Raw genomic sequence first — 23929 nt, 5'->3', positions numbered from 1 at the left:
TTATGTTTTATCTTTATCAGTCCGACCGTTTGGAAGCGCTTGCCGAAATGTGCGCGCATATTCATCAGGCCTTGCCCTTGGATTCTGTATTGGCGCAGGAAGAAGTGGTGGTGCAGAGCCAGGGGATGCGGCGTTATCTGAATGTGTTTTTTGCGCGCAAACTCGGCGTGGCGGCGAATTTGAAGTTCAGCCTGCCTGCCGGTTTGGCGTGGCAGCTGATGCGTAAATTGGTTCCCGATGTGCCGCCGCTCAGCCCGTTTTCGCCTGAGGTCATGCGTTGGCGTTTGCTGGATTTGTTCCGCAGCGAGGCGTTTCAGACGGCCCCGGAATACGAAAACGTGCGCTTGAAGCTGGAAAGTTATTTGCATAGTTCGGCATCGGCGGATTATCAGCTTGCCGGACAGATGGCGGATATTTTCGACCAATATTTGGTGTACCGCCCGGATTGGATTGATGCGTGGCAGGCTGGGAAGCTGCTGGGTTTGGGCGATGATGAGGATTGGCAGGCGCGGCTGTGGCGTTATTTGGACGATGGCAGCCAATCTGCGCCGCACCGCGTGGCCTTGTGGGAAAAGCTGTTGGCGCAGTTGGATAAATCGGTCTTGCCGCAAAGGTTTTTTGTATTCGGCATTTCGACAATGGCGCCGATGTATTTACAACTGCTGCACCAAATTTCCAAGCATTGCGATGTGTTTGTGTTTGCACTCAATCCGAGCAGCCAATATTGGGGCGAGGTTATCGACGAGGCGCAGATTTTGAAAAGGGGTGATGAGGCGGACTTGTCGCAGGCAGGGCATCCGCTGTTGGCTTCTTTGGGCAAGCAGGGACGCGATTTCTTTGATTTTCTGTCGGAAGTGGAAACCGAGCAGGATATTCAGGTTTATGAAGAGGGAAAAGACGATACCTTGTTGCATTGCCTGCAAAACGATATCCAAAACTTAATCATGCCGTCTGAACGCTTGTATCAACAGGAAGAAAGCGAAGTAGGCGCGCAGTCGGCTTTGGTTCAGGTTCACGATGCGGATGGCAATCCAGTGAGTGTCGAGCCGGACAAATTGTTGAATGACGGCTCCATTAAAATCGTCGCGGCCCACAGCCCTTTGCGCGAATTGCAGATTTTGAAAGAAGAGCTGTCGCTGGTGTTGCAAAAAAATCCCGACTGGCAGCCGCACGATATTGCCGTGTTGACACCGAACATTGAGCCGTACAGCCCGTTTATCGAAGCTGTTTTCGGACAGGAGCAGGCAGGCAGCCAGGCTTTGCCGTATTCGATTTCGGATGTGAAGCTCAGCCGTCGTCAGCCGTTGCTGTATGCTTTGGCGCAAACTTTGGACTTGCTGGAAAGCCGGTTTGAAGTAGACAAGGTTTTGCCTTTGCTGGAAAGCCGGTTGGTGCTGCAACGCTTCGGTTTGAGCGAGGAAGATGTGCCACTGCTGCATGAGACTGTTGCCGGATTAAATGTGCATTGGGGTTTGGACCAAACCATGCGCGAGGGTAAAGACAACCTCTTTACTTGGCAGCAGGCGGTAGAGCGTTTGGCCTTGGGCTGGATGCTGCCTGAAGGCGGCAACGGTATGTGGCAGGGAGTGAGCGCGTGGCATAGCAATGTCAACCAGTTGGACGTGTTCAGCGGTTTTGCCGAATTTGTCCGTACTTTGGCCGATATGGCGGCGCAATGGCAAGAGCCTGCCAATGTGGAAAGCTGGGTGCAGCGTTGTCGAGATTTGCTGGAGAAAATGTTTGCTCCGGATACGGACGACCAATACGCCAAGCAACAGTTTGAGCAATCTTTGGCGAAATGGCAGGAAGAGGCCCAGTTGGCCGAATTTGACGGATTGTTGCCGTGTAAAACCGTTATCCGCCATATCCGCCGCTTTTTGGACAGCGAAAGCCAAGCCGGATTTTTGAGCGGTGGCATTACTTTTTGCAGTATGGTGCCGATGCGCAGCCTGCCGTTTAAAATGGTTTGCCTGTTGGGTCTGAATGACGGCGATTTTCCGCGCAATACCAAAGCGGCAGTGTTCGACCTGATTGCCAAACATCCGAAAAAAGGCGACCGCGCCCGCCGCGACGACGACCGTTATCTTTTCCTTGAAGCCTTAATCAGCGCACGTGAAATGCTGTATTTGTCTTATATCGGCCGCGATATACGCAATGATGCCGAGTTTGCGCCGTCTTCGTTAATCAGCGAGCTGCTGGATACCATTGCCGCCATGACGGGGAAAAGTGGGCGCGAGTTGTCGGAGAAATGGGTGAAACATCATCCGTTGCAGGCGTTTTCACGCCGTTATTTCCAAAAGGATGCGCTTTCAGACGGCCTCTTCAGTACGCGCCAAGATTACGCCGATGCATTGAACCAACCGTCAGCGGAAGCGCAGCCGTTTTTCTGTGAGGCCTTAAGTCAGGAAGAACCTGGCAAAACCATTCATCAGGGCGAGCTCGTCAGTTTTTGGCGCAATCCTGTCAAAGTTTGGCTAAAGAAAAATTTAAGCTGGGATCAGCCGTATCTGGACGGCGCATGGGAGTCTGCTGAACCGTTTGAACCGCAACATGAAGGTCGGATTGCCGATGCCTATTTGGATGCGCGGCGCAAAGGTGAAGATTTTGAAGATACGGCCATTCGGCTGAATGCAGAAAGTCTGATGCCGGTAGGCGAGTTGGGCGGTTTGTGGCAGAAGCAGTATCAGATATCTGCGAAAAACGTGGATGCCGAGTTGATACGCAGTAACAAAAGGCCGTCTGAACCTTATGAAGAATCCTTTGACGACTTGGTTTTACAAGGCACCATCAGCAATCTTTACGAATGCGGCCGCATTGTGTTCCAAAACCAAAAAGACAATGCGCCCAACCGCATTGCTCGTTTATTGGAGCATTTGATTTTTTGCGCCGTCGCCCCTAAATCCGTTGAAAGCCGACAAACCTATATTGTCAGCTTGGGGCAGACCGAAACCTATGCCGCCATCGGGAAAGAGGCGGCGAGGGCACTTTTGAAAGAATGGTTGGTATATTTCCGAATCGGACAAAATACCCCCTTGCCGTTTTTTGCCAAAACCAGCCTTGCCGCTGCGGAGGAGTACAGCAAGAAAGAGGATTGGGATGCTGCCTTGAGAAAAGCCCATGATGTTTTTAATGGCAATAAAATGAGCAAAGGGCAGAAAGAATATACCGAAGTGAAGCTGGTGTTTGGTCATTCGGAAGAATCGCCGCTTGATGAGCCACTATTTGAAAACCTCGTCGTCAATCTACTTGTTCCACTTTTGACCGGCGTAGCAGGGAAAACCAATGCAACAGAACAGGAGTAAAGCATGGCCACTTATACAGAATATTTGGATTTTGATACCGAAGAAGACAAATTGAAACAGCAGCAGCTCTATCAGGCGACCGAGCTGTCGGCGCAAACGGTAGCGGCGGTCAAAAAGATCAGCCGTCTGCAAAACTGGCTGCTTGCCGCTGCGCCATATTGCCCAGATTGCCGCGTGTTTGTACCGTTTATTCAAAAAATAGCGGAGTTGAACCCCAATATCCGCGTCAACTATATTGCCCGCAAAGATTTTGACGACAGCAGCCGTTTTAATAATCCGCGCCAACAGGAAATTATCCGCGCCAATCAAAAAATTCCTGCGCTGTTTTTGATGGGTCATGAAGAGGAAGGGCCTGTGTTTAACGAGTTTCCGCAAGTGGTGTTAAACCAAATTGCGGCAGATGAAACCCGTCGCACAGAATTGCGCGATGCATACCGTGCCGGCGAATTTAATGCCGATATTGAGGCGCAGATTGTAGCGGCGTTGGCATGGGCAGAGCAGTGGTGTTGAGCAGATATTGCTGGTGTGTACAGCCATGTTTTGAACCGTTTTGATATTTTGTTTCGTAATAAAAAGGCCGTCTGAAAAGATTTCAGACGGCCTTTTTTTAATGCTTAACGCTTTATCAAATCTCGATTTTATTCGGCGTAAAGGTTTGCCATTTATTGCAGGCTGGGCAGTGCCAGAAGAAGACTTGGGATTTGAAGTGGCAGTTGCGGCAGCGGTACATAACGCTTTTTTGCAGCTGGCGGCCGATAATGGAACGAATCATATCGGTATCGGCTTTCCACTCCGGATTCATACTGCTGAGTTTCAATCCAAGCAGGCGGTACACGCCGTTGAGGTCGGGTTTTTGGCGGACGAGTTCGACAGCGATTTGCGCCGCTTCGGTTTCGCCTTTGAGCAGCAGGGCCTTTTCGTAGATGACGTTGATCAGGTCAAGATCGGGAAAGGTTTGCATATAGCCGATGAGGCGATTGAGGCCTTCTTCCTGTTTGCCTTGTGCGGCATAGGCTTCATAGAGTTTCTCGCCGACCATGCTCAAATAGGCATGGTTTTGCTGCTCGATGGCGGAATACGCTTCTACTGCGGCAGGGAAATTGCCCTGACGGTATTCAATGTCGCCGAGGATGATGTTGGCGCGTGTACATTTTTTGTTGGCTTCGAGTGCTTTGCCGATATTGTAGCGGGCGGCGTCGAAGTTGGATTTGAACAGCGCGGCTTGGGCGATTTCGCAATAGAACTGGGCGATTTCAAACTGGTAGGTCTGTTCGTCATGGCTCAAGAGCTGCGCCATTTCGATGGCTTTTTCCCAGTCGCGGTCTTGCTGGTAGATACTCAAAAGGTGTTGGCGGGCTTCGCGTGCCATATCGCCTTCCTGCAAACCGAGGAAGATTTGTTCGGCACGGTCCACCAAGCCTGCGCTTTGGTAGTTTTGCGCCAATTCAAAAAGCACGCGCGCGCGTTTTTCGTTGACGGTGTCGGGCGAATCGAGCAGGGCGCGGTGCATATTGATGGCTTTGTCGTTTTCGCCGCGTTGGCGGTAGAGCTTGCCCAATGTCAGGTTCAGGTCGTATGACTGCGGCTGCTGGTCGATGACTTCCGCCAATTCGCGCGCGGCGCGGCCGCTGTTGCGGTCAACGAGGGCATCAAGGCTTTTGTAAAAGCCTGCCGGTATGCTTTTGGCCTGTTTCAGGACGGTCTTCATATCGACGCGCGCGGCAAACCAGCCCATAGCGAAGAAAACGGGGAGGAGGACGATGGGCAGTAAGATGACCCACAATTCGTTGTCCATGGTATTCCTTTATTGATTGGTGGCGTTACGCTTTGGGAGTGGTTTCTGAAGCCGTTGCTGGTGTTTCGGTTTTGACCGGAGTCAGGTCTTTTTCGGAAAGGTGGGCGTGTTTTTTTACTTCGGCGCGCAGGCGGTTGTTTTCGCTGCGTAGGTACAGCAGACGGCCGAAGAGGGCAAACATACCGAACACGATGCCGATAATAAATGCACCGAAAAGCACGACAATCAGTGGCAGATTGACGTTTTGGCCGGGCAGGTAGAAGAAGGATACGGTGTGGGTATTGGTGATGGCCAGCAGGAGGAAAACAAGAAGAATCAGGATTTTGATGATGGTATAGATGAGTTTCATGGGTTGCTCCGGGTGGGCCGCGGTTGGGGCAGGCCGTCTGAAAAATGGTATCAGTTTAAACGATTTGCCGGATTTCGGATAGGACGGCATGTTTCAGACGGCATGGGAAGGGTATCTTTAATGCTGACGGGTACTTGTCAAACCCATATTGAAAGGCGTATTGTTCAGTCTTTAGTTATTATCTTACAAATCAGAATAAGAAAGGCAATCATCATGAGCAGACCAGTCCCAGCCGTATTCGGCAGCGTTTTCCACGCTGAAATGCCCGTTATCGCTTATCGTGAAGGTAAATGGCAACCGGTAGAATGGCAATCTTCCAAAGACCTGACACTCGCCCCCGGCGCACATGCTTTGCATTACGGCAGCGAATGTTTTGAAGGTTTGAAGGCATTCCGTCAGGCAAACGGCAAAATCGTGATGTTCCGCCCGACCGCCAACATTGCGCGTATGCAGCAAAGCGCAGATATTCTGCACCTGCCGCGTCCTGAAACGGAAGCTTATTTGAATGCTTTGATCGAATTGGTCAAACGTTCCGCCGAGGAAATCCCTGATGCGCCAGCCGCTTTGTACCTGCGTCCGACTTTGATCGGTACCGACCCTGTGATCGGTAAGGCCGGTTCTCCTTCCGAAACTGCTTTGCTGTACATTCTGGCTTCTCCTGTCGGCGACTATTTCAAAGCCGGTTCGCCCGTTAAAATCTTGGTGGAAACCGAACACATCCGTTGCGCCCCGCACATGGGCCGCGTGAAATGCGGCGGCAACTACGCTTCCGCCATGCCTTGGGTATTGAAAGCCAAAGCAGAGCACGGTGCAAACCAAGTGCTGTTCTGTCCGAATGGCGATGTTCAGGAAACCGGCGCGTCTAACTTTATCCTGATTAATGGCGATGAAATCATTACCAAACCGTTGACCGACGAATTCTTGCACGGCGTTACCCGCGATTCCGTACTGACTGTTGCCAAAGATTTGGGCTACACCGTTACCGAACGCAACTTTACCGTTGATGAGCTGAAAGCCGCGATTGAGAATGGTGCGGAAGCGATTCTGACTGGTACGGCTGCGGTCATTTCTCCGGTAACTTCTTTCGTGATTGATGATAAAGAAATCGAAGTGAAGAGCCAAGAGCGCGGTTACGCAATCCGTAAGGCGATTACCGACATTCAATACGGTTTGACAGAAGACAAACACGGCTGGTTGGTCGAAGTTTGTTGAATAGAACGCATTTAATAAAAAAGGCCGTCTGAAATATTTTTTCAGACGGCCTTTTTTATTGGTTTTTAGATGGTGAAAGCAATAATAAAATACTAAATTTTTCAAATAAACGGTAGTATTTTAAGATAATCGGTATATAATGCGCAGTCATGTTGTAAAAATACATATTGGAAATATCGAATTTTATTGATTTTTAAAAGAAGTTAAAAATAGTTATAGATATTTGTTCTGTATATTTTGTAAATTTAGTTAAATGGGGAACGCTAAAAATATATCGTGTTAGGATTTCCCTCCTTTTTTGCTTCGCGGGATTCACTCTGTCAAGTTAAAAAGGAAAACGATGCAAGATAAAACCATTTTTATTTTGCTATAAAAATCAAAAATAACTTAATTTTGGATGAACTAATCAATTAAAAAGTGACTCTGATACATTTCCGTCAAAAATAACCGGACACATGGTACGCGGACAGATCGCCTATATAAAGTCATCCAATGGTTCTGTCTGACACCATGACCGTATCCAATCAGAAAACCGGCAGAAGGGGAAACGCTGCCGAGTTTCTCAAAGCGGCCAACTTCAGTTTGGCCTTTATACAGGCAATTGTTGTTACGACAGAATCCGTCTTACCTCTTTAATCAATCGGCTTTTTTGTTGCATGCTTGTGCGGTGGGAAAGGCGATATTCGATACAAGGAAATACGCTGATTATGTCATATAAACTTGCTCCTCTTGGCAGCACCCACATTCGTCACGGCTCATCCACACCTGAAGCAAATTCCAAATCATCTTCTCCTCTAAAAGAATGGATGCATACCCACAATTGGGGGGATATGCCGTCGATTTCTCCTGAGCTTAAGCAATTAAGTGGTAAAAATACGGTAACGAGAGAAGTAGTGCATGTGGCGGAGGTAGCAAGATTTGACAGCACTTCATCATCTTCAGACGGCCTTGTGACAAAAATGCATGTTGCACGGGCCAGCGTTGCTTCTGTAAGCAGCGTTTCCAGTAAACATATCATTGAGCCTAAAGTGGCGAGCAAACACGTTGTTTCAAAAGAACCGGCAAACAAGTCGGTTAATCAATCGATGGAAAAAGTCCTGGCTGAAAGGCAAAAAGTTTACGAAGAAGCCAAAGCAAAAAAAATAGCGGAGGCTGCCGCAGCCAAAGCAAAGGCTGTCGAGCGCGCAAAAGAAGCGCATAAAGCGGCAGTCGAAAAAGCAATTGCAGAGCGTAAAGTCAAACAAGAAGCCGCCCGCAAAGAGAAAGAGGTTGAAGACAGAATTGCCGAAGGAAAAGAAACAGTTGAAATTGCGCATAAAAAGAATCTGAAGGATTCAGACAGCCATGACAAAATAGCGGGCGTTTCTTCCGGCAAAAAAGCAATCAATAGTCACGATGGACACATCAGCTCAGGCAAAGAAAACAAAATTGACGATCATGCCGAAAGCAGGGCCGGTGTATCTGGAAAATACCGCGTGTATCAATCTAAAGAGTATGGCAATTACGTTCGTGTGAATGATTTTGGTGCCGATGCGCAGGGTAAAAAAGACAGCCTTCAGGCATTTAAAGCAGCTTTAGAAGCGGCGCACAAAGAAAAAGCCATGGTTTTCTTGGATGGCACTTACTATATTTCCAATCAGATTGTGATGGATAAAACCGTCTCCGGCGCGCGCGGCTTGTTTGGTTCGGGCATGGGCAAAACCAAAGTAACGTTTGATAAGGCGCAAACAGGCGAATTCAATCCGGACACCAACCATGACGATATCCGCGAATTTGCCGGTATCTTGATCGATGGGCAAAACAATAAAACCATTGCCGATTTGTCAGTTCAATATACCAACCCTGATTTTTACCGCAAAGGCTTAAGCTATTTTGGCAAGGTAAACGGCATTTTGGTCAACGATGCGGACAATACTTTAATCAGCAAAGTTGAGGTTTCCGGTGCCAATCGTGCTGGTGTGATGTTTACCTCGACTGCTTCTTTGGAAACGGAAAAAGGTCAAAAGCTGACCTTTAAAGAGCGCGTGCAAAGCGGCGAAATTGATGAAACATACGAAGCGCTGCCTTTGGGTGAAAACAACCGTATTGTTGATTCGTATCTACACCACAACCGCGTTGCCGGTGCGCTGATCGGTTTCCAACAAAACTTTATCGGCGAGGGCAACCGTTTGGATTGGAACGGCCACGAAGCGGATGGCGGGACAGGCTACGGTATGGCTGTGGCTGCCGGCAGCTACAATTACGGCATCACATACCGTAAAAACACGACCGACCACAACTACCGCAAGGGTTTGGATGTGCATGATGGTACAGGCATTGTCATTGAAAACAATGTGTTAACGGGTGACCGGCTATATGGTATTGTTGCCTACAACCGCCAGTTTTCTATGGATAAAGTCAAAATTACCGGCAATACCATTATCCAAGACCCGAGCTTCCGTTTGAATGTTGATGATGACTTGGGCAAGTACTACCACATGTATTCAGGGATTCAGGTGCAAACCAACACCCAATACAAAGATTTGCACTCGGCTGATAAAGGCTATTTCGATATTAGCGATAATATCATTAAAAATCTGACGGTTTATCAAAACAATATTCAGACCTACGCGATTGAGTTCCGTAACCATGAAAGCAAAATGGATTACACGCTCAATATGGCAAACAACAAGATCAGCGGCGAATCCACCAAATATCTGATTGCCGTCATCAACGATACCTACGACCGTGTTTTATCTAAAAACGGCATGGGCAGCAGTACCATTACCATCAGCGGCAATGATGCCGATATCGGCAAGATTATGAAAGGCGCGGTACCGGTTTATGTGGAAGAACACCATGGTAATGTCGCTATGCATGGTGCGGTGACAATTCACAACAACAAAATTTCCGTGCGTGAAGAATCTGCCGGCTATGTCGAATTTGCTTATTTAAAGAGCAATGCCAAAGAGTACAACATTACCAATAATACATTGAAACTTGGTGGTGATTTGAATGATGCCTTGATAGACGTACACAGTACCAACCCTAAGGGTAAGGCATCTTTAAATGTGGCCAACAACAAAATTCTGACGGACATTAAAGGCAAGTTGTATGATTCATGGCTACGCTTTGAAAATGACATCAACACGTATTCTGAAGGCAATAGCCATAATGGCGCGGCACTGAAAAAAGTGAATACGACCGGCAGTAAAGTGACATTGAGCGATGTTCTGTCGGAAGCCAACCATATTGTCGAAACGACTAAAGAGACTGTGTATCACCATACTCAGAACGTGTATACATCAGGAGTGGAAGAACATCATACAACGACAGGGATTTTGTAAGCTGTTGAAGTCGTAATCTTTATGTTTTAAATATCGATAAATAAAAAAAGGCCGTCTGAAAATTTTCAGACGGCCTTTTCATCTAACTCACATTATTTAGCCAGTTCGGCACGCAGTTTGTGGGTTACATTCATCATCACTTGGAGTTGTTCCAGAGTTTCTTTCCAGCCACGTGTTTTCAGGCCGCAGTCTGGGTTAACCCACAGACGTTCAACCGGTACAACCTCGATGGCTTTGCGCAACAGGTGCTCAACTTCAGCTTCAGTCGGTACGCGTGGGCTGTGGATGTCGTAAACACCTGGGCCGATGTCGTTCGGGTATTTGAACTCGCCGAAGGCAGTCAAGAGCTCCATGTCGGAACGTGAAGTTTCGATGGTGATGACGTCAGCGTCCATAGCGGCGATGGCTGGCAGGATGTCGTTGAACTCAGAGTAGCACATATGAGTGTGGATTTGAGTGCTGTCTTCGCAACCGGTAGAGGACAGGCGGAAAGATTCGCCGGCCCAGTTCAGGTAGGCATCCCAATCGGCACGTTTCAAAGGCAGACCTTCGCGGATGGCAGGCTCGTCAATTTGGATGACTTTGATGCCGGCTTTTTCCAGATCTAATACTTCGTCGTTCAGGGCTAGTGCGATTTGTTTGCACACGGTAGAGCGAGGAATATCGTTGCGGACGAAAGACCATTGCAGAATGGTTACAGGGCCGGTCAACATACCTTTCATCGGACGTTTGGTCAGGCTTTGAGCGTAAGTAGACCAAGCCACGGTCATGGCTTCAGGACGGCTTACGTCACCGAAGATGATAGGTGGTTTAACGCAGCGTGAGCCGTAGCTTTGTACCCAGCCGTATTGAGTGAATGCAAAACCGCTCAACAATTCGCCGAAGTATTCGACCATGTCGTTACGCTCGGCTTCGCCGTGTACCAGTACGTCCAAGTCCAGTTTTTCTTGCTCTTCAACCACCAAGGCGATTTCTTTTTTCATCGCGGCTTCGTAATCAGCGGCAGGCAGTTCGCCTTTTTTGAAGGCTGCACGTGCTTGGCGGATTTCGGTAGTTTGAGGGAAAGAACCGATGTTGGTAGTTGGCAGCAGAGGCAGGTTCAACCATGCTTGTTGCGCTTTGATACGGTCGGCAAATGGAGATTTGCGTTGGTCTGCGTTGGCAGGCAAATCGGCCAGGCGTTTGGCAACGTCTGCACGGTGGATTTCGCTGCTGTTGGCGCGTGAGTCGGCGGCAGCTTGGCTGGCGGCCAGTTCTTCGGCAACAGAATCACGGCCTTTGTTCAATGCGGCTTTCAGAACGCGCAATTCTTGGGTTTTTTGCAGGGTGAATGCCAACCAAGAGTACAGGTCAGGTTTGTTGGCTTTCAGTTTTTCTTCAACTGACAAGTCAAATGGAGTGTGCAGCAGAGAGCAAGAGCTGGAGATCCACAAACGGTCACCCAGTTTGGCTTGCAGAGGCTCAACAGTTTCCAAAACTTTGTTCAGGTTGGCGCGCCAAATGTTGCGGCCGTCGATAACGCCGGCAGACAGAACTTTGTCGTAGTCGGCAAATGCGTCCAGTTGCTCAGGAGCGCGTACCAAGTCGATGTGCAGGCCGTCAACAGGCAGGGATTTCAGCAAAGTAGCGTGTTCGGCAACAGAACCGAAGTAAGTGCTCAACAGGATTTTGGCGCTTACTTTGCTCAAAGTAGCGTAAACGTCTTTGTATGCTTCTACCCATTCTTTAGGCAGGTCAACAGTCAAAGCAGGCTCGTCGATTTGAATCCACTCGGCACCTGCTTCAATCAAAGCAGTCAGGATTTCAACGTAAACAGGCAACAGTTTAGGCAACAGGCTCAGACGGTCGAATTCGACAGCGCCTTTTTCTTTACCTACCCACAGGAAAGTCAATGGGCCGACGATGGTCGGTTTGGCTTTCAGGCCCAAAGCTTGGGCTTCTTGCAGCTGTTGAACGTAGTGTTTGGCGTTGGCTTTGAATTCGGTATCGGCGTGGAATTCAGGCACCAAGTAGTGGTAGTTGGTGTCGAACCATTTGGTCATTTCGATAGCGAATTGGTCTTTGTTACCGCGGGCCAGTTGGAAGAATTGTTCCAAAGACAGGTTTTGGCTGTCGAAGCCGAAGCGGGCAGGGATGGCACCGGTGGCAACTTGCAGGTCGAGGATGTGATCGTAGAAAGTGAAATCGCCTACGGCAACGTAATCAGCGTTGGCAGCAGCTTGGTGTTTCCAGTTTTTCTCGCGCAAGTCTTTAGCAACAGCCAGCAATTCTTGCTCGCTGATTTCTTTGCGCCAGTATTTTTCTTGTGCGAATTTCAATTCGCGGAAGGCACCGACGCGCGGGAAGCCTGAAAAATGCAATGTTGTCATGTTAACTCTCCTAGTTGGAATTTTGAATCAGGCCGGTATGGCCTGAATGTTCGATATTGTAAATCAGAATGGGGAGGCCGTCTGTTTTATTAACGCGGACGCACGCCCAAAATATGGCAGATGGCGTAAGTCAGTTCGCTGCGGTTGAGGGTGTAGAAATGGAAGTCTTTGACACCTTCGCGCGAGAGGACTTTGACCATATCGATGGCGATGCTGGCGGCAACAAGGTTGCGCGTGCCTTGGTCGTCATCCAAACCTTCGTACATTTTAGACAGCCAGCTTGGGATTTTGACGTTGGTCACTTGGGCCATTTTGGTCAATTGTTTGAAATTGGTTACGGGCAGGATGCCGGGAACGATTTCAACGTCGATGCCCATCATCACGCAACGGTCGCGAAAGCGCAGATAGCTTTCCACGTCGAAGAAGAATTGGGTAATAACGTTGTTTGCACCCGCATCGATTTTGCGTTTCAGATTAATCAAGTCGGCTTGTGCGGATTTGGCTTCCGGGTGCACCTCTGGATAGGCCGCTACGGAAATATCAAAGTCGGCAACGGAGCGCAACAGCTTGACCAAATCTTCGGCATAGAAAGGTTTTTTCTCGTAGCCGGGCGGCTCGTCACCGCGCAGGGCGACAATGCGGCGGATACCGCTGTCCCAATAATCTTTGGCGATTTGGCGCAACTCGTCAGGGCTGGCGTCGATACCGGTCAGGTGGGGGGCGGCGTCAAGGCCGGTTTCTTGTTTGATGCGTTTAACGATACTGTGTGTGCGGTCGCGTTCGCCGGAGTTTGCACCGTAGGTTACGGAAACGAATTTCGGATGCAAGGTTTGCAGGCGATGGATGGAATCCCACAGCATGGTTTCCATTTGTTCGTTTTTCGGCGGGAAAAATTCGAACGAAACATTGATGTCGCCTTTCAAATCAGAAAGGCTGTTGTTTAAAGCAGCGATTTCTCGAGCGTGATTCATGGTTATGCACCTTCTGCATATCTTTTATTTGTTGTCAGACTGCATAATAAATTTGAGGTTGGTATGAGTCAATTTCGAAATTTTCCGAAATTGTATGAATAGATTTAATAAAGACCTCAGGCCGTCTGAAAAACTGCCTGAGGTCTTGTTTGGTAGGGAAGGGAGGAAAGATTATTCTGCTTCATCTATCCACGCTTGTTGCACGGCTTCGAGAATACGCTCGCCGCAACGCGCCGGATCATCGTCAAATTCAGGCAAAGCCATAATTAAATCACGCAGTTGGGTAAAGCGTACGGTTTTCGGATCGATGCTGTCGCCGTGTAAGTCGTAGAGTTCTTCGGCGATGCGTTGGGTATCTGTCCATTTCATGAGGTGTTCCTTTATTGGGTTTGGGCTATTAGTAATTATTTTAATCAAGAAGAAGTCAGACTGCCAGATTGTTTTACGGAAGATTGGCAGATAAATGATGGCGCTATTTTTTAACAAAATAGCATAGTTGCGTTAAAATACGGCAAGACACTTAAAATTCACGGCAATCTGCCGTTTTATACTTTCTATTCCGCTTTGTATGATTTGGTTTTCATACAAAATTTACACTTTGTTATGCAACCAAATTTTTTGGAATGGCTCTTAAGAAAATCCATCGCTTAAAAATAAAAGGAAAAAAAGATGAATAACGCACTCAACGCCAAGCTGTCCAAACTGATTTACGCGCTTGCTTCCGATGATCCGGAGTATCTGTCTAAAGCAGGCGCATTTGACCGTTTGCTGTTGTTGGTTCGCGAATTTTATCGGATGCTGGACGAAACAGAGGGTTTGAAGCAGCTGGTGTTCCGTCTGTATTACGGCAAGCACTATGGCTTAATTAAACTGGATGCTGCTTCACCCAATGACGATGCAGGCGCGTTGAGGTTGAAACGTTGGATGGTTTATTCGCGTATCGCAGAGCGTATCGAAAATTGCGGCAAACATCTGTCGGTTGTACTTGAAGATGCAGTGTTGGAAAATGGCACGGGCAAATCTCATTATATAGATGAAGCCAATGCCATTATCGAGCGTTTCGGTTTGGTAAGGGATGAGGCTGCGCTTTCAGCTATCGAGGCAGAGGAAGTGTTAAAGACAGAGGCTGAACTGCCGACAGTAAATAAATCTCAGAATGCTGCTCCCCGTTATAACGGCAATATGCATCAAATCAGAATGCAAGAAAAAATTGAAAATTACTCCGCTACGCAGAAAGTGGCCTCCATGCAGATTTCGCGTATGCGTTTTATTTTCCCTCATATCAAATAATTTGCTACATAACCAAAAGGCCGTCTGAAAACCATGAATTTATGGTTTCAGACGGCCTTTTCATTAAACCTTGTTTTAATGGTCTTCACGCGCGTGGTTGATCGTATATTTAGGAATTTCTACGACCAAATCTTCATCGGCAACGACTGCCTGACAGCTCAAGCGTGAATCGGCTTCCAAGCCCCATGCTTGGTCGAGCAAGTCTTCTTCCAATTCGGTCGGTTCTTCCAGGCTGTCAAAACCTTTGCGGATAATCACGTGGCAGGTGGTGCAGGCGCAGGATTTTTCGCAGGCGTGATCAACTTCGATGTCATGGTCGAGCAGCACGTCAAGGACGGTTTGGCCTTCCGGTGCGTCTTCGATAACCGCGCCTTCGGGGCATAATGTCGCGTGTGGGAGTACGGTAATTTTTGGCATTTTTATTGTCTCAGTTGTTTAAGAGTGGTTGTGGTTAAAGTAGTTTCAGACGGCCTTGGGTATTCAATATTCAGGCCGTCTGAAAAATGGGTTTATAACATGATGCCTTTACTTTTTAAATTTTCCAGGCATTCGTCCAAGTAGGCGTCATCATGTTCGGCATAAATCGGCGAAGTAGCTGTTTCAGCCGCGTGTGAATGGTATGGGGCAGCGACTTTGCCGCGATATAGCGGGTCTTTCCATAAAGCATCGGGTTTGTAACCGCGCTTTTCCATCTCTTCCATAATCAACGCGTGATATAGATAGAGTTTGTAGGGCGAATGGGTAAAAACGTAATTAACCGTCGCATGCGGCCTGCCCCAGCCTGCTCCGCGCAGTGCTGCGCATTCGCGGTGTTGCCCCAAAAGCTGGGTGCGAGGGAGCAGGGGGATAAGGGTTTGATGCCAGAGTCGCATAAAAGAAATCGTTTCAGTTTTTGGAGATTTAGATAGACGACCTTTGTATCTTTCGAGGCCGTCTGAAACTGTTTAGGCATCAAATATTATCAACGCTTTGACCTGTCAGCGCACGTTGGATATTGCGGTTCATACGCTTGGCAGCGAAGTTGTCGGTGCTGTGGCTGAGTTTGGCGACGGCGGCACGGATGTCTTCGGCTTTGCCGTCTTTCAGGCGGCCTTGCAAAGCGGCGATATCTTGTTGAATCTGTTGCAACTCTTCAGCTTCCAACAAGTCGCTATCCAACTCAAGGGCAGCATTAACGGCGTCAGTCAGGCTTTCGGCTTCGACTACGGCTTCGGCGCGGGCACGGGCTGCCATGTCTTCGGCAGCGTTGCTCATGCTGTCTTTGAGCATTTGGGTGATGGTACTGTCGTCCAAACCGTAGGAAGGTTTGACTTCGATTTGCGCCTGTACGCCGGTGCTTTGTTCTTGTGCGGAAACAGACAGCAAACCGTCAGCGTCAACTTGGAAGGTCACGCGGATACGCGCTGCGCCTGCAGCCATGGGCGGAATGCCGCGCAGGGTAAATTTGGCAAGGCTGCGGCAGTCGGAAACGAGTTCGCGCTCGCCTTGCACGACGTGTATCGTCATAGCGGTTTGACCGTCTTTGAAGGTGGTGAAGTCCTGCGCGCGTGCAGTAGGAATGGTGGAGTTGCGAGGAATGATTTTCTCGGCAAGACCACCGTAGGTCTCCAGACCAAGCGATAAGGGTGTCACGTCCAGCAGCAGCCATTCGCCATCGGTTTTGTTGCCGGCAAGGACGTTTGCCTGTATGGCGGCGCCGAGTGCGACGACTTCGTCAGGATTGAGGTTATTCAGCGGGGTTTGGCCAAAGAATGTGGCAACTGCTTGTTGAACGTGCAACATGCGAGTAGAGCCGCCAACCATAATCACACCCTTGACATCGGCCTTGGTTACGCCGGCATCTTTCAAAGCCTGTTTGACCGGCTCTATGGTTTTTTGTACCAGATTTTGGGTTAGGTTGTGAAACTCTTGACGGGTAATGACGGTATGGACTTTATGGCCGTCTGAAAGTGTGGTTTCGATGACAGCTTCGGTTTGAGTGGTCAGTTTTTCTTTGGCGGTACGGACAAAGGAAAGCAGAAGTTGGCTGTCTTGTTCGTTGAGTTTGGAAAGGTCGTTTTGTTCGAGCAGGTAGCAGAACAAACGATGGTCGAAGTCATCGCCGCCCAATGCGCTGTTGCCACCGGTGGCTTTGACTTCAAACAGGCCTTTGGTCAGTTGCAATACGGATACGTCGAATGTGCCGCCGCCCAAGTCATAAACGACAAACGTGCCTTCTGAGGCGTTGTCCAGTCCGTAGGCGATTGCGGCGGCGGTCGGCTCGTTGAGGAGGCGCAATACATTCAAGCCTGCCAAACGCGCGGCATCTTTGGTGGCTTGACGTTGGGCATCGTCAAAATAAGCGGGTACGGTAATGACGGCACCAACCAAATCTCCGCCTAATGATTCTTCTGCACGCGATTTGAGGGCTTTGAGAATTTCTGCCGATACTTCGATAGGCGTTTTGGCACCTTGACGGGTGTTTAACTCGACCACGCGCTCATTGGGTGTAAATCGATAGGGCAGGTATTGCGCCTCTTGTGCGAGGTCGGTAAGGGTGCGGCCGATCAGGCGTTTGGCAGAGCTGACTGTATTTAGCGGATCGGTTTTTTGGGCAGAAAGGGCGTTTTTGCCGACTTCGACTTCGCCATCCAAATAACGGACAACTGAAGGCAGGGTGGTGCGGCCGTCTGAATCGGGCAGGCAGACTGCGCTGCCGCTGCGGACGGTGGCAACCAAGCTGTTGGTTGTACCTAAATCAATGCCTACGGCGAGGCGGTGTTGATGGGGGGCGGCGGACATGCCGGGTTCTGAAATCTGCAAAAGAGCCATGATTGTGTGCCTTCTAATGCTGTATTTATTAGGATGGGGCAGATTTTAGCAGATTTTTGGCAGATAGTTGAGTGGTTTGCTAGGAAATAACCATAAGGCCTAATGTTGTTTTTTAATTGAAAAGAAAGTGGATTTTGAATTCAGACTTGTATTTTTTAAGAAATGCGGATAAAATTCAGCCTCTTTGCCTTGCCTTTTACTTCGCATGGTGAAAGGCTGTTTTTAATCATCCATAAGGAGATAACATGCGTCATTACGAGATCGTGTTTATCGTTCATCCTGATCAAAGCGAGCAAGTGCCTGCTATGGTTGAGCGTTACAAAACCATGATTACTGAAGCCAGCGGTAAAATCCACCGTTTGGAAGACTGGGGCCGTCGTCAATTGGCTTACCCAATCAATAAAATCCACAAAGCACACTATGTTTTGATGAATATCGAAACTACTCCTGAAGTGGTTGAAGAGCTGGAAACTGCTTTCCGCTTCAATGATGCCGTACTGCGTCACCTGACCATCAAAACAAAACACGCTGTAACTGAAGCTTCCCCAATGCTGGGCGGCGAAAAAGCAAAAAACTTGCTGAACGGTGCAGCTGAAGAAGTTGCAGCAGCTGAATAAGATTGAACAATCTGATTAAGCTTACCGCCCGTATCTTGCAGGTTCAGCCTTTGAGATATACGCCGGCAGGAATCCCTGTTTTAGATGTTGTGTTACAACATGAGTCTTGGCAGGAAGAAAACGGACAAAAATGTCTGGTCAAATTTGAAATTCCCGCGCGGATTTTAGGTAAGCAGGCTGAGGAATGGCAGTATCGGCAAGATGCCGTCATCGAGTCGGAAGGTTTTTTGGCGCAACGCAGCCAACGCTTCCCAAAGCCGGTACTACGCATACAGAACATTAAAGAATATAAAGGTTAAACGACAATGGCTCGTCAATCATTCAAACGTAGAAAATTCTGCCGCTTTACGGCTGAAAAAATCCAAGAAGTTGATTACAAACAAGTTGATTTGTTGAAAGACTTCATCTCTGAAAACGGCAAAATCATCCCTGCCCGCATTACTGGTACTAAAGCACACTACCAACGTCAGTTGGCTACTGCTGTGAAACGTGCCCGTTTCCTGGCTCTGTTGCCTTACACCGATCAACACAAATAATTTTGGAGTTTAAATCATGCAAATTATTCTGTTAGAAAAAATCGGCGGTTTGGGTAACTTGGGTGACATCGTTACCGTTAAAAACGGTTACGCCCGCAACTTCCTGATCCCTGCCGGTAAAGCAAAACGTGCAACCGAAGCCAACATGAAAGAATTCGAAGCACGCCGCGTTGAATTGGAAGCAAAACAAGCTGAAATCTTGGCTGATGCTAAAGCACGTCAAGAAAAACTGGAAGGCCAAACCATTACTGTTGCTCAAAAAGCCGGTGTTGATGGTCGTCTGTTCGGTTCTGTTACTAATGCTGACATCGCTGAAGCGATTGTTGCTGCTGGTATCCAAGCTGCTAAAGCAAACGTACGTCTGCCTAATGGCCCATTGAAAGCTGTTGGCGAATACGAAGTTGAAGTGGCTCTGCACACTGACGCTGTTGCTAAAATTACCGTTGCTGTTGTTGCAGCCGCTGAGTAATTGATTCATTCAAGGCCGTCTGAAAATCAAGGGATTCCTTGGATTTCAGACGGCCTTGTCTATGTGCTTGAGCCGAAGCAAATAGGTGTCGAGTTGTCTATATTTTTTGACTGATTAAAAAGTATGGCAGTTGGCATAGAGAGATGATGTGTTGGACGAATATTCTTTCGTATTCGGATTTATCATAGTATTTAATAAAGAGATTATTTATGAATAAAATCAAAATCTTTGGGATGGGTCTGGCTGCTTTGGCTCTGGCTTCATGTAGTACACCGAAAAAGCCTGCTGTTGATACGGCAAAACCGGTTGAGCCTGTTTCCTCTGTAAAGCGTCCTGTATTTGATGCTGCGGCTGAATCTGTTGCCAGCAGCGGTTTTAATGAGAACGTCAATGTTCAGCAGTTTATCCAATATGAAGTGAAAAACCGCCGTTTCAGTGCGGAAGAATTGCGTAATTTCTTTAATGGCGTGGTGTATAAAGGCAACATTATTACCATTATGTACCGCCCAAGCACTTCGCGTCCTTGGTATGAATTCCGCATTGGTAACTCTGGTGCAGCCAAATTTAACGGCGGCAGACAATTCTATGAGGCAAACCGTGCCGTAATCGATGATGTGGCACGCAAATACGGCGTACCTGCCGAATTGATTGTGGCGATTCTCGGTATCGAAACCAATTATGGCAAAAATACGGGCAGCTTCCGTGTTGCCGATGCCTTGAGTACATTGGCCTTTGATTATCCACGCCGTGCTGAGTTCTTCCAAAACGAGTTGAGCGAACTTTTGCAGATGGCAAAAGAAGAAAAAGAAAATATCTTTGACTTCAAAGGCAGCTATGCCGGTGCGATGGGTATGCCGCAATTTATGCCTTCAAGCTACCGTAAATGGGCGGTAGACTATGATGGTGATGGTCATCGCGATATTTGGAATAATGTCGGCGATGTCGCGGCTTCTGTCGCCAATTATATGAAACAGCATGGCTGGCAGCCCGGCGGTAAGATGGTTGTGCCGGTAAGTCTGACGATTACTCCGCACTTGCAGGCGATTATTGATGAGAAAACTGCCTTGACGCGTACTGTCGCAGATTTCAAAGCCTTGGGTGTCATGCCTCAAGCTGCTGTTGCCGATAATGAAAAGGCTGTATTGTATGCTTTGGAAACCAGCCCGGGCGTATTTGAATACTATTTGGGTCTGAATAACTTCTACACCGTATGGCAATACAACCACAGTCGCATGTATGTAACAGCGGTACGCGATATTGCGAATGCAATCAATAACAATGGCCTGTAAGCCATAAGAAAACCACCCTTCGGGGTGGTTTTTAAATATTGAGGATTTGTAAGGGGGTTAAGCCATCAGTCTGATTTTCATGGCGTAACGTTTTTTGCTGTGCCCTGAAACAAATTGTCCGCCTCTTGCAGGAGATAAAAACGCATTGCCTTCTGCGGTTGGCTCTGTACAAGTATATTGGCCGTTTCGATCGCTCCAAAGAGCATACACAGGCAGATTGTGGGTGCGGATATCCAGTTTCAAACCGTCAAATGCAACGTGTGCATCCTGGTCGGAGGAAACAAATTCGGTATGGGAGATATAGTCGGCATCGTATGGCGCGCCGTTGAAATCAAATTGTGTGCCGGCGGCGGTAAAGTAGGGGTGGAATCCCGGGGAAGTGCGGACGGGCGATTCGCCGTAATTGCAGACAGTTAGGATGGCGATGGCTTCATTTTCGTTAGGCAGGCTGTAATCAAGCAACCATTCGACGTGTTCATAGCCTTTTTCTGTGCTGATTAATTTTAAGCCGATATCCGATTCATTTTGATGGCGGATTTCCCAGTCTGAAGTTCTGCCGAAACCATGTTGGGCCAGATGATTTTTGCTGTCCGGTCCGAATTGGGGTAAGCAAACGTGCATGCCACCGCGTAATTTTGTGTCATTGGCGACTTGGACGCTGGTTTTCGGAAATAAGACTTCCCGTCCTTTCAGAATCAGAGAATCAATATATCCGCCCATTGTATTAACTTTCATAGTGGCTGATTGGTTGCGTAGTATGATTTCAGACATAATGATTTAAGCTTTAAATTGTTTATCATTTATGTAGCATTCTAACATTGAGATGACATGCTGTCGCTGTGGGCTTGATAGAAAATCCTTAATAAAAATCAAAAAAATGCTAGAATATATGCCATTTTCTGAGGTCGTCTGAAGAGCGGATCATTCTTTTCAGACGGCCTTCCGATTTATTTCCCGTAGAGAAACAACATGGCTTATCAAGTTCTTGCACGAAAATGGCGTCCGAAAACCTTTGCCGATTTGGTCGGTCAGGAACACGTCGTCAAAGCCCTGCGCAACGCGCTGGACGAAGGCCGTCTGCACCATGCCTATCTGCTGACAGGGACGCGCGGTGTGGGTAAGACCACGATTGCCAGGATTTTGGCCAAGAGCTTGAACTGCGAAAATGCCGTGCATGGCGAGCCATGCGGTCAGTGTGAAAGCTGTACGCAAATTGACAGCGGCCGTTATGTGGATTTATTGGAAATCGACGCGGCATCGAATACCGGTATCGATAATATCCGCGAAGTGTTGGAAAACGCCCAATACGCGCCGACAGCGGGTAAATACAAAGTCTATATCATCGACGAAGTGCATATGCTTTCCAAAAGCGCGTTCAATGCCATGCTGAAGACTTTGGAAGAGCCGCCTGAGCACGTTAAATTTATTTTGGCGACCACCGATCCGCACAAAGTCCCCATTACCGTATTGAGCCGCTGTCTGCAGTTTGTTTTGCGCAACATGACAACGCAGCAGGTTGCCGAGCATTTGGCGCATGTATTGGACTGTGAAAACGTCCCTTATCAGCCGCAGGCTTTGCAGCTTTTAGGACGTGCCGCCGCCGGTTCGATGCGCGATGCGTTGAGCCTTTTGGATCAGGCGATTGCCATGGGTTCGGGTAAAGTGGCCGAACAAGATGTCCGTCAGATGATCGGAGCGGTCGATAAACAATACTTGTTTGAATTGCTTGAAGGAATCATCAATCAAAACGGGGAAGCCTTGCTGGAAAAGGCTCAGGAAATGTCTGCCAGAGCGATTGGTTTTGACAGCGCATTGGCAGAATTGGCCATGCTGTTGCAACGTTTGGCTTTGATTCAAACCATTCCTTCCGCCTTGGCGAATGACGACCCTGAACGTGAAACTTTGCTGCGATTAAGTCAGGCTTTGAGTGGCGAGCAGATTCAGCTTTATTATCAATGTGCTATTCATGGTAAACAGGATTTGCCGCTGGCTCCGGACGAGTATGCCGGTTTTGTCATGACGCTTTTGCGCATGCTTGCATTTGCGCCGTTGGCCGCTTCGGGTTGCGATACGCAAAGTCAGATTGAACACACGGATTTGCATTCCGACCATCAGAAAGCTGAGGCCGAAAAAAAGCCTTTTCAGCTGCCGAAATCTGAGCCGATAGCAGCACCGGCGGTTGAGAAAGGGGCTGTTCCGAGCAAACAGGATATCGTTGAAAGGCCGTCTGAAGAAACCGTTCAGCCTATTCAGCAACAAGAGGCGGATGTACCGCCTTGGGAAGACATGCCGAGCCTAGTGTCGGCTGAGCCGCCTCAAACTCAAACGGTACAGATACAAGAAGCAGCGGAGCCATTGCCTGTTGCAAAAGTTCAGACGGCCCCTGAACCGGAAGCATATCCGCATATGGATGAGGAAATTCCGCCCCCGTTTTTTGATGAAGCATATACATATGAAGATTCACACCGTTCTGATGTGATGGAAGTGCCTCAGCCGGTTGCGTCTGCTGAGCCTGAAGAAGAGGAAGGAGATGAAGAAGAGCTTCAATTCGCTCCTTTGCCTGAGTTTAAAACAGAGAATTGGCACAGCATTATCGAACGCTTCGCCCGTAAATTAGGCGCGGCGCAGATGTTGGCGCAAAATGCGGCATGGACGAGTTATGATGCGGAAGCAGGTTTAATCATGCTGTCGTTGACGGATGAAGCCAAAGCCACTGCCAATAAAGAGCGCTTGGACAAAATCTGCCAGACGTTGAGCGAGGCATACCATCTTGGCAATTTAAGGCTGCAAACCGAGCCTTGGCAGGATGATAAAGGCTGGGAAACGCCGGTGATGCGCCGCAACCGTATTCAAGAAGAAGGGCGGCAGCAGGCGCAAGATTTGCTGGAAGCGGATACAACGGCGCAGACAATCTTGCAAACCTTTGAAGCGCAATGGCTGCCGGATTCTTTAGAGTTGGCAGGGCATTCTTAAAATACTGACATACAAGGCCGTCTGACAGGCAATAGCGTTTTTCAGACGGCATGAGTGAAACCCATTTATTCAAACCCATAGGAGTAAAACATGTTCGGAAAAGCCGGATTAGGCGGCCTGATGAAGCAGGCTCAACAAATGCAGGAAAACATGAAAAAGGCACAGGCCAAGCTGGCTGAAACCGAAGTTGAAGGTGAAGCAGGCAATGGTTTAGTGAAAGTTGTGATGACGTGTTCGCACGTTGTTCGCAAACTTGAAATCAGCCCTGATTTAATTCAAGAAGCCGCTGACGACAAAGAAATGCTGGAAGATTTGGTATTGGCCGCCATCAATGCCGCTTCTGAAAAAGCCGAGGAAACAACCAACAAAACCATGGGTGCATTTACCCAAGGCCTGCCGGCAGGCATGGGCGATTTCTTCCGCTAACCCCCGCTGCAAAGCAAACAAAGGCCGTCTGAAACGCCAAAAATCAGTTTCAGACGGCCTTTGTACTATCTGTTTTGCAGATTAAAATCAACATATCTACGGTCATTCCGCCGAAGGTATATTGAGTGTTTATTGCATTCAAACCCACTCAATCAATATTATAGTGGATTAACTTTAAACCAGTACGGCGTTGC

21 protein-coding genes are annotated in these 23929 nt (G+C 48.3%); 12 read left to right on the top strand and 9 right to left on the bottom strand.

What is annotated here, in order from left to right:
* The first annotated feature begins 2 nt into the window (after positions 1–2).
* Together recC and O3681_RS05420 are read left to right on the top strand one after the other, a co-directional pair.
* A complete protein-coding gene (recC, locus tag O3681_RS05425; RefSeq protein WP_371459457.1) occupies positions 3–3302 on the top strand; it encodes an exodeoxyribonuclease V subunit gamma in 3300 nt (1099 codons plus the stop codon).
* 3 nt (positions 3303–3305) lie between these two features.
* Positions 3306–3812 carry a thioredoxin family protein gene (locus tag O3681_RS05420; RefSeq protein WP_371459456.1) on the top strand — a complete coding sequence of 169 codons (507 nt, stop codon included), beginning with the start codon at positions 3306–3308 and terminating at the stop codon, positions 3810–3812.
* A gap of 115 nt (positions 3813–3927) precedes the next feature.
* On the opposite strand, the gene lapB is transcribed toward O3681_RS05420, so the two are convergent.
* Positions 3928–5097 carry a lipopolysaccharide assembly protein LapB gene (lapB, locus tag O3681_RS05415; protein WP_003684462.1) on the bottom strand — a complete coding sequence of 390 codons (1170 nt, stop codon included), beginning with the start codon at positions 5095–5097 and terminating at the stop codon, positions 3928–3930.
* A gap of 25 nt (positions 5098–5122) precedes the next feature.
* Entirely contained in the window at positions 5123–5446 is a 324-nt protein-coding gene (locus O3681_RS05410) for a lipopolysaccharide assembly LapA domain-containing protein (RefSeq protein WP_371459455.1), read from the bottom strand.
* A gap of 213 nt (positions 5447–5659) precedes the next feature.
* On the opposite strand from O3681_RS05410, the gene ilvE reads away from it, so the two are divergent.
* Both ilvE and O3681_RS05400 read left to right on the top strand, forming a co-directional pair.
* Positions 5660–6658, top strand: a complete 999-nt coding sequence (ilvE, locus tag O3681_RS05405) for a branched-chain-amino-acid transaminase (RefSeq protein ID WP_371459454.1) — start codon at positions 5660–5662, stop codon at positions 6656–6658.
* A gap of 1085 nt (positions 6659–7743) precedes the next feature.
* A complete protein-coding gene (locus tag O3681_RS05400) occupies positions 7744–9984 on the top strand; it encodes a right-handed parallel beta-helix repeat-containing protein (protein WP_371459485.1) in 2241 nt (746 codons plus the stop codon).
* A 92-nt stretch (positions 9985–10076) separates the two neighbouring features.
* Here O3681_RS05400 and metE read toward each other — a convergent pair whose 3' ends face one another.
* From metE to iscX, 3 genes are all read right to left on the bottom strand, one after another.
* Positions 10077–12353, bottom strand: coding sequence for a 5-methyltetrahydropteroyltriglutamate--homocysteine S-methyltransferase (gene metE, locus O3681_RS05395; protein WP_371459453.1), 2277 nt, complete (start codon positions 12351–12353; stop codon positions 10077–10079).
* A gap of 89 nt (positions 12354–12442) precedes the next feature.
* The gene (gene metF / locus O3681_RS05390; RefSeq protein WP_003745556.1) at positions 12443–13324 is read right to left on the bottom strand and encodes a methylenetetrahydrofolate reductase; all 882 of its coding nucleotides are present in this window, start codon (positions 13322–13324) and stop codon (positions 12443–12445) included.
* A 171-nt stretch (positions 13325–13495) separates the two neighbouring features.
* On the bottom strand, positions 13496–13693 hold the full coding sequence (gene iscX, locus O3681_RS05385; protein WP_003682097.1) for a Fe-S cluster assembly protein IscX: 198 nt from the start codon (positions 13691–13693) through the stop codon (positions 13496–13498).
* Positions 13694–13993: 300 nt separating this feature from the next.
* On the opposite strand from iscX, the gene O3681_RS05380 reads away from it, so the two are divergent.
* Positions 13994–14614 (top strand): hypothetical protein, encoded by a 621-nt coding sequence (locus O3681_RS05380; protein ID WP_371459452.1) that lies wholly within the window; start codon positions 13994–13996, stop codon positions 14612–14614.
* A 75-nt stretch (positions 14615–14689) separates the two neighbouring features.
* On the opposite strand, the gene fdx is transcribed toward O3681_RS05380, so the two are convergent.
* The 3 genes from fdx to hscA all read right to left on the bottom strand — a co-directional run bounded on the left by fdx (position 14690) and on the right by hscA (position 17425).
* On the bottom strand, positions 14690–15031 hold the full coding sequence (gene fdx / locus O3681_RS05375) for an ISC system 2Fe-2S type ferredoxin (protein ID WP_003686005.1): 342 nt from the start codon (positions 15029–15031) through the stop codon (positions 14690–14692).
* 92 nt (positions 15032–15123) lie between these two features.
* Positions 15124–15486 carry a TIGR02328 family protein gene (locus O3681_RS05370; RefSeq protein WP_308881563.1) on the bottom strand — a complete coding sequence of 121 codons (363 nt, stop codon included), beginning with the start codon at positions 15484–15486 and terminating at the stop codon, positions 15124–15126.
* A 79-nt stretch (positions 15487–15565) separates the two neighbouring features.
* Positions 15566–17425, bottom strand: a complete 1860-nt coding sequence (gene hscA / locus O3681_RS05365) for a Fe-S protein assembly chaperone HscA (RefSeq protein WP_308881561.1) — start codon at positions 17423–17425, stop codon at positions 15566–15568.
* 245 nt (positions 17426–17670) lie between these two features.
* Between hscA and rpsF the strand changes: the two genes are divergently transcribed.
* From rpsF to mltB, 5 genes are all read left to right on the top strand, one after another.
* Positions 17671–18042, top strand: a complete 372-nt coding sequence (gene rpsF, locus O3681_RS05360; protein ID WP_003686150.1) for a 30S ribosomal protein S6 — start codon at positions 17671–17673, stop codon at positions 18040–18042.
* Positions 18039–18341 carry a primosomal replication protein N gene (gene priB / locus O3681_RS05355; RefSeq protein WP_191620531.1) on the top strand — a complete coding sequence of 101 codons (303 nt, stop codon included), beginning with the start codon at positions 18039–18041 and terminating at the stop codon, positions 18339–18341. Before rpsF ends, priB begins: the two co-directional genes overlap by 4 nt.
* Positions 18342–18347: 6 nt before the next feature.
* Positions 18348–18578: a 30S ribosomal protein S18 gene (rpsR, locus tag O3681_RS05350; RefSeq protein WP_003678863.1), complete on the top strand. Its 231-nt coding sequence runs from the start codon at positions 18348–18350 to the stop codon at positions 18576–18578.
* A 16-nt stretch (positions 18579–18594) separates the two neighbouring features.
* A complete protein-coding gene (gene rplI / locus O3681_RS05345; protein WP_371459451.1) occupies positions 18595–19047 on the top strand; it encodes a 50S ribosomal protein L9 in 453 nt (150 codons plus the stop codon).
* A gap of 209 nt (positions 19048–19256) precedes the next feature.
* Positions 19257–20336, top strand: coding sequence for a lytic murein transglycosylase B (gene mltB, locus O3681_RS05340; RefSeq protein ID WP_371459450.1), 1080 nt, complete (start codon positions 19257–19259; stop codon positions 20334–20336).
* A gap of 57 nt (positions 20337–20393) precedes the next feature.
* Here mltB and O3681_RS05335 read toward each other — a convergent pair whose 3' ends face one another.
* A complete protein-coding gene (locus tag O3681_RS05335; protein WP_371459449.1) occupies positions 20394–21107 on the bottom strand; it encodes an aldose epimerase in 714 nt (237 codons plus the stop codon).
* A 198-nt stretch (positions 21108–21305) separates the two neighbouring features.
* Between O3681_RS05335 and dnaX the strand changes: the two genes are divergently transcribed.
* On the top strand, positions 21306–23309 hold the full coding sequence (gene dnaX / locus O3681_RS05330; RefSeq protein ID WP_371459448.1) for a DNA polymerase III subunit gamma/tau: 2004 nt from the start codon (positions 21306–21308) through the stop codon (positions 23307–23309).
* A gap of 90 nt (positions 23310–23399) precedes the next feature.
* Positions 23400–23735 carry a YbaB/EbfC family nucleoid-associated protein gene (locus O3681_RS05325; RefSeq protein ID WP_003678854.1) on the top strand — a complete coding sequence of 112 codons (336 nt, stop codon included), beginning with the start codon at positions 23400–23402 and terminating at the stop codon, positions 23733–23735.
* Positions 23736–23929: the final 194 nt, after the last annotated feature.

The sequence above is a fragment of the Neisseria sp. 27098_8_158 genome, from assembly GCF_041433145.1.
GTDB classification, from domain to species: domain Bacteria; phylum Pseudomonadota; class Gammaproteobacteria; order Burkholderiales; family Neisseriaceae; genus Neisseria; species Neisseria subflava_E.
The sequence above is the reverse complement of the archived record's forward strand: the minus strand, read 5'-3'. Positions and strand labels throughout refer to the sequence as shown.